This window comes from Pseudomonas sp. CC11G (genome assembly GCF_056174845.1).
The window spans coordinates 92,935-106,609 of the sequence record NZ_JBWBZC010000010.1; the positions used below are offsets into that span (position 1 = coordinate 92,935).

At 62.3% G+C, this 13,675-nt stretch carries 13 protein-coding genes and 1 pseudogene; 5 read left to right on the forward strand and 9 right to left on the reverse strand.

The window, feature by feature from the left end; translation table 11 throughout:
* Positions 1–54 precede the first annotated feature (54 nt).
* Positions 55–2,538, reverse strand: a complete 2,484-nt coding sequence (gene plsB / locus AC0V2S_RS13965) for a glycerol-3-phosphate 1-O-acyltransferase PlsB (RefSeq protein WP_475510267.1) — start codon at positions 2,536–2,538, stop codon at positions 55–57.
* 490 nt (positions 2,539–3,028) lie between these two features.
* Here plsB and AC0V2S_RS13970 point away from each other — a divergent pair, with 490 nt between their 5' ends.
* Positions 3,029–3,238, forward strand: a complete 210-nt coding sequence (locus AC0V2S_RS13970; protein WP_475510268.1) for a cold shock domain-containing protein — start codon at positions 3,029–3,031, stop codon at positions 3,236–3,238.
* Positions 3,239–3,374: 136 nt separating this feature from the next.
* On the opposite strand, the gene AC0V2S_RS13975 is transcribed toward AC0V2S_RS13970, so the two are convergent.
* The 6 genes from AC0V2S_RS13975 to AC0V2S_RS14000 all read right to left on the reverse strand — a co-directional run bounded on the left by AC0V2S_RS13975 (position 3,375) and on the right by AC0V2S_RS14000 (position 8,601).
* Entirely contained in the window at positions 3,375–3,758 is a 384-nt protein-coding gene (locus AC0V2S_RS13975; protein WP_475510269.1) for a hypothetical protein, read from the reverse strand.
* 30 nt (positions 3,759–3,788) lie between these two features.
* Positions 3,789–4,601: a putative RNA methyltransferase gene (locus AC0V2S_RS13980; RefSeq protein WP_475510270.1), complete on the reverse strand. Its 813-nt coding sequence runs from the start codon at positions 4,599–4,601 to the stop codon at positions 3,789–3,791.
* Positions 4,601–5,752, reverse strand: coding sequence for a succinyl-diaminopimelate desuccinylase (gene dapE / locus AC0V2S_RS13985; protein ID WP_475510271.1), 1,152 nt, complete (start codon positions 5,750–5,752; stop codon positions 4,601–4,603). Before dapE ends, AC0V2S_RS13980 begins: the two co-directional genes overlap by 1 nt.
* 223 nt (positions 5,753–5,975) lie before the next feature.
* A complete protein-coding gene (locus AC0V2S_RS13990) occupies positions 5,976–7,025 on the reverse strand; it encodes an alkene reductase (RefSeq protein WP_475510272.1) in 1,050 nt (349 codons plus the stop codon).
* A gap of 80 nt (positions 7,026–7,105) precedes the next feature.
* Positions 7,106–8,266, reverse strand: coding sequence for an MFS transporter (locus tag AC0V2S_RS13995; protein ID WP_475510273.1), 1,161 nt, complete (start codon positions 8,264–8,266; stop codon positions 7,106–7,108).
* A 32-nt stretch (positions 8,267–8,298) separates the two neighbouring features.
* Positions 8,299–8,601, reverse strand: a complete 303-nt coding sequence (locus AC0V2S_RS14000; RefSeq protein ID WP_475510274.1) for an ArsR/SmtB family transcription factor — start codon at positions 8,599–8,601, stop codon at positions 8,299–8,301.
* 163 nt (positions 8,602–8,764) lie between these two features.
* Between AC0V2S_RS14000 and AC0V2S_RS14005 the strand changes: the two are divergent.
* A pseudogene (locus AC0V2S_RS14005) lies at positions 8,765–9,339 on the forward strand (acyl carrier protein phosphodiesterase).
* A gap of 123 nt (positions 9,340–9,462) precedes the next feature.
* Here the strand turns inward: AC0V2S_RS14005 and AC0V2S_RS14010 are convergent.
* Entirely contained in the window at positions 9,463–10,257 is a 795-nt protein-coding gene (locus AC0V2S_RS14010) for a lysophospholipid acyltransferase family protein (RefSeq protein WP_475510275.1), read from the reverse strand.
* Positions 10,257–11,012 carry an L-ornithine N(alpha)-acyltransferase gene (gene olsB, locus AC0V2S_RS14015; protein ID WP_475510276.1) on the reverse strand — a complete coding sequence of 252 codons (756 nt, stop codon included), beginning with the start codon at positions 11,010–11,012 and terminating at the stop codon, positions 10,257–10,259. The genes AC0V2S_RS14010 and olsB overlap by 1 nt, the downstream gene beginning before the upstream one ends.
* Before the next feature lie 135 nt (positions 11,013–11,147).
* Between olsB and AC0V2S_RS14020 the strand changes: the two genes are divergently transcribed.
* From AC0V2S_RS14020 to AC0V2S_RS14030, 3 genes are all read left to right on the forward strand, one after another.
* The gene (locus AC0V2S_RS14020; protein ID WP_475510277.1) at positions 11,148–12,029 is read left to right on the forward strand and encodes an acyl-CoA dehydrogenase middle domain-containing protein; all 882 of its coding nucleotides are present in this window, start codon (positions 11,148–11,150) and stop codon (positions 12,027–12,029) included.
* A gap of 117 nt (positions 12,030–12,146) precedes the next feature.
* Positions 12,147–13,262 carry a serine hydrolase domain-containing protein gene (locus AC0V2S_RS14025; RefSeq protein WP_475510278.1) on the forward strand — a complete coding sequence of 372 codons (1,116 nt, stop codon included), beginning with the start codon at positions 12,147–12,149 and terminating at the stop codon, positions 13,260–13,262.
* The gene (locus tag AC0V2S_RS14030; protein WP_475510279.1) at positions 13,262–13,615 is read left to right on the forward strand and encodes an amidase; all 354 of its coding nucleotides are present in this window, start codon (positions 13,262–13,264) and stop codon (positions 13,613–13,615) included. Before AC0V2S_RS14025 ends, AC0V2S_RS14030 begins: the two co-directional genes overlap by 1 nt.
* Positions 13,616–13,675 lie beyond the last annotated feature (60 nt).

Below are 13,675 nucleotides of genomic sequence, written 5' to 3' on the forward strand. Positions count from 1 at the left end.
CTTAAAAAAAGGGAGCACTCAGTGCTCCCTTTTTTTTATCACGCGGTACGGCGGTTACAGCCCGTCTGCCACATCCTCGCTGCGATCCATCGCCACCTGGCGAATGGACATACGAATCTCCGCCGGTAGCACACGCTTGGCGGCGCCTTCGGCCAGTTCGTTGAGCAGCGGGTGGTGGCTGAGTTTGCCGGCCGCATCCTGGCGCAGCACGCCCTGGTCCAGCAGGGTCTGGATAAAGTGGCGGAACAGGCTCTTGTCGAAAAACTCCGGGGCGTTGAGGCCGTGGAGAATCGACAGACGCTGAGCCATCACCGTACACAGGTCTTCCAGCTCTTCAGCGCTGATCGCGTTCTGGCCGGCGTTCAGCAACAACGCGGTGGCCATATAGAAACGCTGCAGGGTCTGGGCAATGGCCCGCGACAGCAGGGTGAGCAGTACAAAGTTGCGCGAGCTCGGCGCCGGGCGTACGTACACGTCGGTCTCAAACTTCAGCAGGCCTTGTTCCACAAACGCCGCCAGCCACTGGTCCACAACCGCGTCCAGCTCTTCCAGGCTCCAGCGGATAAACAGCTCCGACTGCAGGTACGGATACAGCGCGCGGGTGTAACGCAGAATCTGCTCGCGGCTCATCCGCGCGCTGCTCTGGAAGAAGCTCGCCAGCAACGCCGGCAGGGCGAAGATATGCAGCACGTTGTTGCGGTAGTAGGTCATCAGGATGGCGTTCTGCTCATCCAGATAGAGGATCTTGCCCAGCGCATCCTTCTGCTCGGCGAGCAGCTTCATGCCTTGCACGTATTCGATGAGCGCCTGGCCGTCGCCTTCGGGCAGGGTGGTGTGCGGCGAGTAGGGCACTTTACGCAGCAGGGTCAAGTACAAGTCGAGCACGCGAGTCAGAGCGCGGTCGTCGAGCGCCAGCTTGCTGGTCGACAACAGCGCCAGCGCCACCAGGTTCACCGGGTTTACCGCCGCCGCTTCGTTGAGGTGCTGCGCCACGCGCTCGGACAGACGATGGGTGGTGTCGCTCAGCCAGCTAGGGCGGTATTGCGGACCGAGGTCCTGCTCGCGCCAGCCGGGCTGGTCGTTGTCGAGGAATTCGGCCAGCTTGATCGGCTCACCGAAGTTCACCCACACGCTGCCAAAGCGCTGCTTGAGCGCGCCGATGACTTTGAAAATATCGAAGATCGATTCCTTCTTCTTGCTCGCCCCGCGCAACTCGCCGAGGTACGTGCGGCCTTCCAGCACGCGCTCGTAACCGATATACACCGGCACGAATACCACCGGCAGCCGGTTGGAGCGCAGAAAGCTGCGCAGGGTGATCGCCAGCATGCCGGTTTTCGGTTGCAGCATGCGCCCGGTGCGTGAACGGCCACCTTCCACGAAGTACTCGACCGGAAAACCTTTGCTGAACAGGGTGTGCAGGTATTCGTTGAACACCGCGGTGTACAGCGGGTTGCCCTTGAAGGTGCGGCGCATAAAGAACGCGCCGCCACGGCGTAGCAGGCCGCCGATGACCGGCATATTCAGGTTGATGCCGGCGGCGATATGCGGCGGCGTCAGGCCATTGCGGAACAGCAGGTAGGAGAGCAGCAGGTAGTCGATATGGCTGCGGTGGCAGGGCACATAAATCACCTCGTGGCCCTGGGCAACGTCTTGCACGCCCTCGATATGGTTGACCTTGATGCCGTCGTAGATCTTGTTCCAGAACCAGCTCAGCACCAGTTCCAGAAAGCGGATAGCGGTATAGGTGTAGTCCGAGGCGATTTCGTTGCCGTAGCGCAGGGCCAGGGCTTCGGCTTTCTGCGGGGAGATTTTCTCGCGCTCGACTTCCTCGGCAATTGCCTGACGTACCAGCGGGCCATGCACCAGGCCTTTCACCAAGTTGCGACGGTGCGAGACGTCCGGGCCAATGACGGCGGACTTCTGGTTGCGAAAGTGCACGCGAAGAATGCGCTGCACCATGCGCAGGGTGCGTTCATGGCCTTTGTCTTGCTCCACCAGCTCGCGCAGGTGAATCGGCGCGGAGAACTGCACGCGGGTTTTGCGCCCCAGAATCAGGATGCTGACCAGGCGACGCAGGCGGCCGGTAACGGCCCAGCTGTCGGCGAACAGCAGTTTCCACGGGCTGGTTTCGCGGTCTGGCGACTGGCCCCAGAACACACTGACCGGCACGATCTGCGCGTCATCCACGGCGTGCTGATTGAGCGCGCCCACCAGGCGGATCAGGGTCGGCGAGGTGCCCGGTTTGCTCGGCGTGCCGAGCCAGCCCGGTTCCGGGTTCAGATAGAAAAACGCCGACGGTTCAATCAGGTCGCCGATGGCCACCGGCACCACCGGGCGTGGCAGACCGGCCTTGGTGCATTCCCTGTCGACCACCGCCAGATCGCTCAGCGACGGCTGTTGCAGCACGTAAAGCACGGGCTTGCTGCGGTCGAGCTTGAGGGTGAAGGCGGATTGGTTGATGGTTTCCGAACGCACCCAGAGATACAGCAGGCGGCGCAGGGTACCGAAGACAAGGCGGCGAAACGGGGAACGGGTCATACAGAGTCTGTCGAAATCGAGCCTCGGCTCGGGGACGCTAGTTTGCCGTATGAACTGCGTGCCGGCAAAAGACATATGGCCGGCAAACCACCGTCATTCCAGCGCAGGCTGGAATCCAGAGTGTTGGAGGGTACGGTGTTCGGCACAAGATTCTGGATCCCCGCCTACGCGGGGATGACGGAGTAAGGGCAGGGGGTGTCGGTTACCTGTGCTGCCGCAAGCCGGGGCCAACCAGTTCGCCCCTGCACCGAAATGTTACCGATACGCCCAGCAAGGCCACCTCGTCAGGGCCAGTTCGTACGTCCGTACTTAACCGCGAAAGCCACGTGGCGCGCTCTACAGCGGGTGTTGTAGCCGGGCTGTCAAAAATCGTTGGCAGGCTTTGTGCTTACGAAATTGGCCGGCGCTGCCCAGCTTCGGGCTTGCTGCCGCTGATCCATCGATACCTCCTTGAGAGGACATAAAAAAATGCGAGTTGGAGAAAGTAGTAATGGCTGATCGCGAGACTGGAACCGTTAAGTGGTTCAATGATTCCAAAGGCTATGGCTTCATTCAGCGTGAAAGTGGCGCCGATGTGTTTGTTCACTATCGCGCTATCCGCGGTGAAGGCCACCGGTCCCTGAATGAAGGTGATCGCGTAGAGTTCGCCGTTATCGATGGGCAGAAAGGCCCGCAAGCTGAGGATGTAACCAAAGGCTGAAGCCCCGGTTGCTCAACAAAAAGCCCCGCATTAGCGGGGCTTTTTGTTGAGCAAAAACTCGAGGCTAAAGCCTCTCCCACAGGGGGCCGAAAGTCATTGTGGGAGAGGCTTCAGCCTCGATTCCTGGAAACGACGATCAACTCGTATGCCAGGTGATCTCTTCTTCGCCATCGGTAGAAATCCGAATCCAGCGATCGGCCTGTTCTTCTGCTTCTTCTTCACTCCAGCCACCCGGCGCGCAGCGCACTTCCACGTTCAGCGCAGCAAACGCCGCGCGGGCGCAGGCCAGGTCGTCGTCCCACGGGGTGATGTCGCTTTCCAGAAACAGGCTGTTCCATTTGCCGACCGCCTTGGGCATCCAGGTCACCGGGATCGGGCCTTCACTGCTGGCGACGTTGCATTTGTAGGTTTGCCCCTGCTGACGCCAGGCCGAGCACGGGCCAAGGGCTGCGCTCAACCAATCGGTGATGGCGTTGTGGTCGGCATCTTTTACGTAGATTTCGATATCAGGTTGGCGCATGGGGTTCTCTCGTGATCCGTGTGTAGCCGCTTAGGCGTGGCTATCTAACTGAAACCAATCGTAGCGCATGGACACCGTCACCTCTAAAGGTGCGGCGATTACCGCCTCACGCCGCTCGGCGCTGGCGCGCCAACCATGGGGTGTCATGGCCAGCAAGTCGGCGCGGGCCTGTTCGCTGTCGACGCTCAACGTAAAACGCAGTTCTTCGCTATGGGCGTGGCGCATGCCCTCGGGCACCAGGGCCAGGTGTTTGTCGTCGCTGTAGTCGCGCACCTGGTCGTAGAGTTTCTCGCGCAGTTCCATCAGGTGTTCGTTGGTGGGCCCAATGCGCAGCAGACCGCCACCGGGGCTAAGCACGCGTTTGGCTTCATCCCAGTCCAGCGGGCTGAACACGCTGATCAGGGCCTGGCAGCTGGCATCGGTCAACGGAATGCGCGCCATGCTCGCCACCAGCCAGGTCAGCTCTGGCTTGCGTTTGCAGGCGCGCTTTACTGCTTCGCGGGAGATATCCAGCGCGTAGCCCTCGGCAGTCGGCAGGGCGTCGGCGACCTGGGCGGTGTAGTAGCCCTCGCCGCAGCCGATATCCAGCCACTGCGCCGGCGCACGCTCGGCCAACAGCTCGGCCAGACGCTTGGCTACCGGGGCATAGTGACCGCCTTCGAGAAACCGCCGACGGGCTTCGACCATCGCCTGGTTGTCGCCGGGATCGCGGCTGTTCTTATGCTGCACCGGCAACAGGTTCAGGTAGCCCTGACGCGCGCGGTCGAAACGGTGGTTGGCCGGGCAGGCCACCCCGTTGTCCACCGCGTGCAGCGGGGCGCTGCAGATTGGGCAGGCGAGCATCAGGCGAGCAGGTTCACGAGGGTTTGGTAGTAGATCTCGGTAAGGGTATCGAGATCGCTGGCCAGTACCCGCTCGTTGATCTGGTGGATGGTGGCGTTCACCGGGCCCAGCTCAACCACTTGAGTACCGAGGGTGGCGATAAAACGCCCGTCCGAAGTGCCGCCGCTGGTGGATGGCTTAGTGTCGCGACCGGTCACCGACTTGATGCCGGCGGCCACGGCATCGAGCAAGGCGCCCGGCTCGGTGAGGAACGGCAGACCGGACAGCGCCCACTCCACATGCCAGTCCAGGCCATGTTTATCAAGAATGGTGGCGACCCGCTGCTGCAAGCCTTCTACTGTGGATTCGGTAGAAAAACGGAAGTTGAACACGGCTTCCAAATCGCCTGGAATCACATTGGTGGCGCCGGTGCCGGAGTTGACGTTGGAAATCTGAAAGCTGGTCGGCGGGAAGAAGGCGTTGCCGTCATCCCAATGCTCGGCGGCCAATTCGCTCAGGGCCGGGGCGGCCAGGTGAATAGGGTTCTTGGCCAGGTGTGGATACGCTACATGGCCCTGAATGCCGCGCACGGTGAGCTTGGCGCCCAGCGAGCCACGACGGCCATTCTTCACCACGTCGCCCACCAGCGTAGTGCTCGATGGCTCGCCGACGATGCACCAGTCCAGACGCTCCTGGCGCGCCGCCAAACGCTCGACCACGGCCTTGGTGCCGTGGTGCGCCGGGCCTTCTTCGTCGCTGGTGATCAGAAAGGCGATGCGGCCTTTATGGTTCGGGTGGTCGGCCACAAAGCGCTCCACCGCGATAATCATCGAGGCCAGGCTGCCTTTCATATCGGCAGCGCCGCGGCCGCAGAGCATGCCGTCTTCGTCGACCTTGGCGTCGAATGGCGCGTGCTGCCAGGCCTGCAACGGGCCGGTCGGCACTACGTCGGTGTGGCCGGCAAAACACAACACCGGACCTTCGCCGCCGTGGGTGGCCCAGAAGTTATCCACATCCTCGATACGCATCGGCTCGATGGCAAAGCCCAGCGCGCGCAGGCGTTCGATCATCACCGCCTGGCAATCGGCGTCCACCGGGGTAACCGAAGGACGGCGGATCAGGTCGCAAGCCAGTTGCAACGTGGGCGAAAGCGTGGACGAAACGGCGGTCATGAAACGGCTCCAGCGGCGGCATACAGATTGAGGGTGGGCATTCTAGCAATATCCGCGCGGGGTGCCTTGGGGAACTAGAGCATCGAGGCTGAAGCCTCTCCTACAAGGAACCGCAATTCCCTGTGGGAGAGGCTTCAGCCTCGATGCTTTTGATTGGAACCTCAAACGAAAAAACGCCCGGCGCACTCAAAATGCGCCGGGCGTTTTTATACAACCGATACCGTTACAGACGTGGGTAGTCGATATAGCCGACCGGGCCGCTGCCGTAGAAGGTTTCCGGGTGCGGTTCGTTCAGCGGTGCGTCCTGTTGCAGACGGGCTGGCAGATCCGGGTTGGCGATAAACGGAATACCGAAGGCGATTGCGTCGGCACCGCCGCTGGCGAGCAGGGCGTTGGCGCTGTCTTTGGTGAAGCGTTCGTTGGCGATAAAGGCACCACCGAAAGCGGCTTTCAGTTCAGCGCTGATGCTGTCGTCGGCCAGTTTTTCGCGGGTGAAGATAAACGCGATGCCGCGTTTGCCCAGCTCGCGAGCCACGTAGCCGAAGGTGGCCGAGCGGTCGGAATCGCCCATGTCATGGCTGTCGGCACGCGGTGCCAGGTGCACACCCACGCGGCCGGGCTCCCAGACCGACAACACGGCGTCGGTTACTTCCAGCATCAGGCGAGCACGGTTTTCGATCGAGCCGCCGTATTGGTCGGTGCGCTGGTTGGTGCTGTCTTGCAGGAACTGGTCGAGCAGGTAGCCGTTGGCGCCGTGGATTTCCACGCCGTCAAAACCGGCGGCTTTGGCGTTTTCGGCACCGTTGCGATAGGCCTCGACGATATCGGCGATTTCTTCTGTTTCCAGGGCGCGCGGGGTGACGAAGTCTTTCAGCGGACGCACCAGACTGACGTGGCCTTTGGGCGCGATGGCGCTCGGTGCTACCGGCAGTTCGCCGTCCAGGTAGCTGGGGTCGGATACGCGGCCTACGTGCCACAGCTGCAGAAAAATCTTGCCGCCGTTGCTGTGCACAGCCTTGGTGATGTTGCTCCAGCCGCGCACTTGGGCGTCATTCCAGATGCCGGGGGTGTTCGGGTAACCCACACCCATCGGCGTGACCGAGGTGGCTTCGCTGAGGATCAGGCCAGCGGAGGAGCGCTGCGCGTAGTACTCAGCCATCAGGGCGTTCGGAACGCGGCCTTCGTCGGCGCGGCAGCGGGTGAGCGGGGCCATCACGATGCGGTTGTTCAGTTGCAGATCGCCGATGGTAATAGGGTCGAAAAGAGTCGTCATGGGGGTAAATCTCCGGGAACGTTAGTCAGTCACTAGTTATTCAGTCAGTGCGGGGTACGGCTTGGTTCGAACAACCGGGCTCAGTCGAGCACCGGCTGCAATTGGTTACGGGCATTGGTGGTCAGTTGCGTGGCTATCAGCGCGACCACAGCCAGAGCAGCGGCGGCCAGGGGCACGTCGGTCAGGCCCATGCCACGGCTGATCACCACACCACCCACCCAGGCGCCGAGGGCGTTGCCGAGGTTGAAGGCGCCGATGTTCAGGGTGGAAATCAGGTTGGGGGCATCTTTGCCGAAGGCCATCACGTTGATCTGCAGGGCGGGTACGGCAGCGAAGGCGGCCACGGCCCAGAGGAACAAGGTAATTTCGGCGCCAATCAGCGAGTGGCTGGTGAAGCTGAACAGACTGGACAGCACCGCCAGGCTGATGAATACGCCGGTCATGGTGGTGCCCAGGCGCCAGTCGGCCAGCTTGCCGCCGAGGATGTTGCCGACGGTGAGGCCGAGGCCGATCAGCAGCAGGGTCCAGGTCACGCCGGTGGGCGAAATGCCGGTTACTTCACCGAGCAGTGGAGCGATATAGGTAAACAGGGCAAACATCGAGGCGGAGAAGAACACGGTGGTGCTCAGCGCCAGCCATACACCGACGCCGCGCATGGCGCGCAGCTCGCTGCGCAGGTCGGCTTTTTCCTGGTCTTTCTGGTTCGGCAGGGCGCGCCACAGGCCGATCAGGGCCAGCACGCCAATCAAGGTCACGGCCCAGAACGGCGAGCGCCAGCCCGCGGCTTGGCCCAGCGCAGTACCCAAGGGCACGCCAAGTACGTTGGCCAGGGTCAGACCGGTGAACATCAGGGCAACTGCCGAAGCGCGGCGGTTGGCCGGCACGAGGCTCGCGGCCACTACCGAACCGATACCGAAGAAGGCGCCATGGCAGAGGGCGGTAATCACCCGGGCCAGCATCAGCATGTTGTAGTCGGTAGCCAGTGCACAGAAGAGGTTGCCGGCGATAAAGATGCTCATCAGGGCGAGCAGCGCCGCTTTGCGTGGCCAACTGGCCGTGACCATGGCCATAAAGGGTGCGCCAATGGCCACGCCCAGGGCGTAACCGGTGACCAGCCAGCCGGCGCCGGGGATGGACACGCCGAGGTCGGCGGCCACATCGGGCAGCAGGCCCATGATGACGAATTCCGTGGTGCCAATGGCAAAGGCCGATAGCGCCAGAACGATTAGTGCGAGAGGCATGGTGGGCTCCGAAGTAGAGGAGGGCGGCTGGGTTACAGCGCGTCGTACAAATGGGTGATAAAGGCCTGGATCACGTCTTCGTTACGTTTGAAGAAGTTCCACTGACCGACCTTGCGGCTGGTCACGAGCCCTGCGCGTTGCAGGCTGGCCAGGTGGCCGGAAACGGTGGACTGCGACAGTCCGGTTTTGTGGTCGAACTTGCCGGCACACACGCCAATCTCGAACGGGTGGTCCTGTTCCACGAAATGGACTTGGGGGTCTTTCAACCACACAAGCATGTCGCGGCGCACCGGGTGGGCGAGGGCTTTGAAGATTTCGTCGAGGTCGATTGGCATGATGGTGACCGTGAGTTCGCTATGGGTGCCGGGTGTCTATCGGCTTGCGGCGAACTTTATATCGGCAACTTCCGATATACAGATTGATCGTGGCGATAGTGCACATCAGCACGAGTGATCTGCAGGGTGGGATTTATCCTCAGCAAGGCCCTACACTCGGCCCATGAACTACCTCGCACACCTTCACCTTGGCGGTGACCAGCCCGCGCAACTGCTTGGCAGCCTGTATGGCGATTTCGTCAAAGGGCCGCTGGCCGGGCGCTTTCCTGCACCCATCGAACACGCGATTGCCGTGCACCGACGTATCGATGCCTACACCGATAGCCATCCGTTGGTGTTGCAAGCCAAGGGGCGTTTTCCCCAGGCACGGCGGCGTACCGCAGGCATTTTGCTCGATCTGTTTTTTGACCACTGCCTGGCCCGCCATTGGCAGCGCTATGCCGATGAGCCGTTGGCGCAGTTCACGGCGCGGGTATACCGGGTACTGGATAACGAGCCGGCGTTGCCGGAGCGTCTGGCCTATATCGCGCCGCGCATGGCAGCGCAGGATTGGTTGGGCAGTTACGAGGAGTTTGCGGTGTTGCAGCAGGTGCTGCTGGGCATGAGCCGGCGTTTGTCACGGCCGCAGATGCTGGACGGGGCGATGGGGAATTGCGTGAGCTGTATGAGCCGCTCACCGAGGACTTTCATGCGTTCTATCCGGAGTTGCAGGGGTTTGCGCGGTTGCAGGTTGGGTAGGGTTCGATTGGCGTTCGGCTCAATATTCTGGGTCCCAGCCTGCGCTGGGACGACGGTGATGGTTGAACCTACTCCGTCATCCCAGCGCAGGCTGGGATCCAGAATTCACAGTCGTACGCAGGACTATGCTGCCAACTCGGTATCCGGCTCTTCCACGTCCACCGCCTCAATCTCACCAAACAACGCAAACCCAATCGCCCGATGCGCCTGCTTGGCCAGCACATTGCGCGACGCGCCAACGGTTTCAATCGGCTCCAACAGATGAATCCGCACGCTGGCCACATCGCTGGACAGCAACCGCACCAGGTGCGAAATCAAATCGTCGTCACCAATAAACGGCGCGATCTCGACGTCGATCTGGTTATCCCGCACATACCGAATAGCCACCGGCTGCAAGGCCGTGCCGGCTTCAATGGCACTGCTCAGCAAACGGCCATGAAAATTGCGCAGCTGACGGCCATCGGTGGTGGTGCCTTCAGGGAAAATCAGCAGCGAGCGCTGTTGCTGCAAGTGGTCGAGCAGTTGCTGGCCGAGCAGGGCGCTGTCGCCTGAGCCGCGGCGAATAAACAGGGTGCCGGCTTTCTTGGCCAACCAACCGGCCACCGGCCAGGTGCGCACTTCGGCCTTGGACAGAAACGACAGCGGCGCCAACATGCCCAGCAATGGGATATCGGTCCACGACACGTGATTGCTGATCCACAGCATCGGTTGCTTGGGCAGGCTGCCGAGCACTTCGATCTTGAACGGCAACGCCGCACTCAAACGAACCAGGTACCAACGCGTGAGGTGCTGGCGGATGGTGCTTTCATTGCGCAGGTGCAGACGCTCCACCAGGGTCATGGCACCGGCAACCAGCAGGCCGAGGCCGACGGTGGCCAGCAGCCTGGCGATGCGCCCGTACAGGCGCACCTTGTTCATCACACGGCCGCCTTGAAGTGGCGGGCGTAACGCGGGCACAGCTCGTCGCGCTTGAGCAGAATAAACACGTCGGCCACCTGGAAATCCTGGTCCCAGCACGGCTCGCCGCACACCTTGGCGCCCAGGCGCATATACGCCTTGAGCAGCGGCGGCATTTCAGCAATTACGTTGCTCGGCAGGTCCAGGCTCGGCAGCGGGGTTTTCGGTTCGGCGCGCAGGTGTTCGGTGCACAGGTAGCGTTCGCGCAGGCGCTGCATGATGGCCTGGGCCTGAATGCCGCCGTCTTGCATCGGAATGCTGGCGCAGCCCATCAGATAGCTGTATCCGCCTTCGTTGAGCACTTCGGCCAGTTCGCTCCACAGCACGGCGATGGTGCCGCCGTTGCGGTAGGCCGGGTCGACGCAGGTGCGGCCAATTTCCAACACCGGGCCCTGCAAATGCGCCAGGCCGTGCAGGCTGAATTCTTCTTCACTGTAGAAACGGCCCAGGCTGCGGGCGGCGTTGTGGTCCAGCAGGCGGGTGGTGGCGACCAGCTTGCCGCTGTTCAGGTCGCGTACGCCGATATGGGCGCAGTGGCTATCGTAATCGTCCATATCCAGGCCAAATTCTGCGCCTTTGAGCTTGGCGTCGAACTCTTTGCTGAATACGCTAAAGCGCAAGGCCTGGGCTTCGCGCAGGGCGCGAGGGCCGACCAGGCGTTCGGCCTGCAGACGGCGTTCGGCGGTGGTGTCGCGAGTGCGGGCGATTGTAGACATCGAGTAGCCTCCATAAGCCGGCTTGATTGAGTTGCAGCCGGTCGACCTTGTTGGGCAAGCTCAGGCTAGGAATACCCGGTGTCATCACCATGAACCTTTGGTGATGCTTGCATGACAGTGAACGAGGACGCGCTTATGTATTGGCAACGACTGCTCGCCTGCGCCGAGCGCCTGCCGACGGGAACAGGGTTGGAAGATTGGTATGCGGCGCTGCTGGCCACGCTGGGCGAAGGGGTTACACCTTTCGAGTTGGCGTTGGTCGGTGGCCGGCTGGCCCAAACCCCGGGCCTGGCGTTTCTTGCTGGCTATCAAGGCGCGTTGCGCGCGCTCTGGCCGTCGGCGCCCTGGACGCTCGGCGCCATGTGCGTAACCGAAAACCGCAGCGTGCGGCCGGCCGATATGCAGACCCGTCTGGAGGGCCTGAGCCTGTCCGGCCGCAAGGATTTCGTCACCGCCGCCGATGCGGCCGACTGGCTGTTGGTGGCCGCGCGTAGCGAGCTGCCCGGCGCGTCGCCGCAAATGGCCTTGTGTGTGGCCTACACCGGCGCACCCGGCGTGCGCGTGGAAGTGCTGCCACCGCTCTCGCTGATGCCGGATATCAGCCACGGGCGTTTGCACTTGGACGCTGCGCAGTGCGAGCGCTTGCCCGGCGATGGCTGGGACGCTTACGCCAAACCGTTCCGCACCCTGGAAGACCTGCATGTGCTTACCGCGCTGCTCGCCTGGCTGTACGGCGTGGGCAGCGACAATGCCTGGCCGCAACCGCTGAAACTGCGTTTGCTCGCACTGCTGGGCAGTTGCGCGGAAATCACCCGCCAGGGCATAAACGAGCCCTCCACCCATTTGCTGCTGGCTGGGGTGTTCGACCAGTTCAACCACCTGCGCGCTGAAATCGATCTCGCCATGGATGCTGGCAAACCCCATTGGCAAGACTTGTGGAAGCGCGACAGCAACCTGCTGGAAATCGCCCGCGCGGCGCGGGAGAAACGGCTGCAAAATGCCCTGGCCGCGCTGTAGCGCTCGTAGGGGCTGACTATTCGCGCCGAACCGTCGCCTTCTGCGGCGCGTTCGGCGCTATTGCCGTTTATCGGCCCCATGCTAGGGTTGGCGCCTTCTCCAACAAGAGGCTGCCCAATGCCCGCTCCCGCCTTACGCCGCCTGAGCCTTGCGCTCGGCCTGCTGTGCTCCATTCCCCATGCCTTCGCCGAAACCTGGCCCGCAGCCGATTGGGCCGTAGCCCCGGCACCTGCCAGCCCGGCTATTGCGGCTCTGGAAGCGTATGCCTTTCCCCAGCGTGACGACGAAAGCCGCAAAGGCGTGCGCACCGATGCGCTGCTGGTGATTCGCGACGGGCAGATTATTTATGAGCGCTACGCCGGGCCCACCAAGGCCAGCACGCCGCACCTGGCCTGGTCGGTCAGTAAAAGTCTGATGGCCGCCACGCTCGGCGTCGCCTATGGCAAGGGCCTGTTCAAGCTCGACGACCCGGTGGCCAAGTTCTACCCGCCGATGAGCCAGCACCCGGATATCAAGATTGGCCATTTGCTGAACTGGGCCTCGGGCCTGGATTGGCAAGAGGGCTATGAATACGCGCCGGTGAAATCCAGCGTGGTGGCGATGCTCTACACCCGTGGTCGCACGGATATGGCGGCGTTCACGGCCGGTTTCGGGCAGGCCGCTACGCCGGGCACGCGCTTCCTCTATTCCAGTGGCGACGCCAACCTGTTGTCGGCCGCTTTGCGTGGCATGGTCGGCCCCGAGGCTTACAAGAATTACCCGTGGACGGCTTTGTTCGAACCGCTGGGCATTACCAGCGCGGTATGGGAAACCGATGCCGCCGGCACCTTCGTCGGCTCCTCCTATGCCTACCTGACCGCGCGCGATCTGGCGCGGGTCGGCTTGCTGATGGAGCGTGATGGCCGTTGGGGCGAGCAGCAGTTGCTGCCTAAAGCCTGGGTCGATTTCAACCGTACGCCGTTCGCCAATTACCAGCCCACCAAGGAGACCGAAGGCGAAGCCATTCCCGGCGGCCAATGGTGGCTGAACGTGCCGATTGCAGGCGCCGCCAAGCCCTGGCCGGATGTGCCGGACGACGCCTTCGCCGCTCTCGGCCACTGGGGCCAGGGGCTGTATGTGCTGCCCAAGGAAAACCTGGTGATCGTGCGTTACGCCGATGACCGCGACCACAGCTACTCCCACGATGAATTGTTGAAGCTCGCCCAGGCGGCATTCGTTCAGGAGCGCAAATAATGAGCGCCTTTATCAAAAGCCGTCCGTTCAGCAGTGTGTTGTTGGTGATTGTGCTGGCCCTTGCCGCCCTGGCGTGGGTCAATCGCGTTCACCTTGCCGCCTTCCCGGGCATCATTGGCGCGCTGTCCGCCAAGGAATATTGCTCGTGCCGCTATGTGATGGATAACGAGGCGGGCTACTGCAAGGCCTACGTCAAACAGATCATCCCCATCAGCGGCTTTTTTGATGATGCGGCCAACAAACGCGTAACCGCCCGTGGTCTGGGCAGCACGCAAACGGCGCAGTGGAAAAGCCAGCGCGAAGGCTGCCAGTTGCTGCCACAGGCGGCTGAGCTGCCGGCTTCCTCGAACTAATTCGGGATTTGCATGCCAGACTCAGGCGGCCAACGTGCCGCCTGATTTCGTTTGCTGGAG

Excerpts from the sequence above, each read along its gene's own strand:
- plsB (WP_475510267.1), bottom strand. The coding sequence starts at position 2,538 with ATGACCCGTTCCCCGTTTCGCCGCCTTGTCTTCGGTACCCTGCGCCGC.
- AC0V2S_RS13970 (WP_475510268.1), top strand. The coding sequence starts at position 3,029 with ATGGCTGATCGCGAGACTGGAACCGTTAAGTGGTTCAATGATTCCAAA.
- AC0V2S_RS13975 (WP_475510269.1), bottom strand. The coding sequence starts at position 3,758 with ATGCGCCAACCTGATATCGAAATCTACGTAAAAGATGCCGACCACAAC.
- AC0V2S_RS13980 (WP_475510270.1), bottom strand. The coding sequence starts at position 4,601 with ATGCTCGCCTGCCCAATCTGCAGCGCCCCGCTGCACGCGGTGGACAAC.
- dapE (WP_475510271.1), bottom strand. The coding sequence starts at position 5,752 with ATGACCGCCGTTTCGTCCACGCTTTCGCCCACGTTGCAACTGGCTTGC.
- AC0V2S_RS13990 (WP_475510272.1), bottom strand. The coding sequence starts at position 7,025 with ATGACGACTCTTTTCGACCCTATTACCATCGGCGATCTGCAACTGAAC.
- AC0V2S_RS13995 (WP_475510273.1), bottom strand. The coding sequence starts at position 8,266 with ATGCCTCTCGCACTAATCGTTCTGGCGCTATCGGCCTTTGCCATTGGC.
- AC0V2S_RS14000 (WP_475510274.1), bottom strand. The coding sequence starts at position 8,601 with ATGCCAATCGACCTCGACGAAATCTTCAAAGCCCTCGCCCACCCGGTG.
- AC0V2S_RS14010 (WP_475510275.1), bottom strand. The coding sequence starts at position 10,257 with ATGAACAAGGTGCGCCTGTACGGGCGCATCGCCAGGCTGCTGGCCACC.
- olsB (WP_475510276.1), bottom strand. The coding sequence starts at position 11,012 with ATGTCTACAATCGCCCGCACTCGCGACACCACCGCCGAACGCCGTCTG.
- AC0V2S_RS14020 (WP_475510277.1), top strand. The coding sequence starts at position 11,148 with ATGTATTGGCAACGACTGCTCGCCTGCGCCGAGCGCCTGCCGACGGGA.
- AC0V2S_RS14025 (WP_475510278.1), top strand. The coding sequence starts at position 12,147 with ATGCCCGCTCCCGCCTTACGCCGCCTGAGCCTTGCGCTCGGCCTGCTG.
- AC0V2S_RS14030 (WP_475510279.1), top strand. The coding sequence starts at position 13,262 with ATGAGCGCCTTTATCAAAAGCCGTCCGTTCAGCAGTGTGTTGTTGGTG.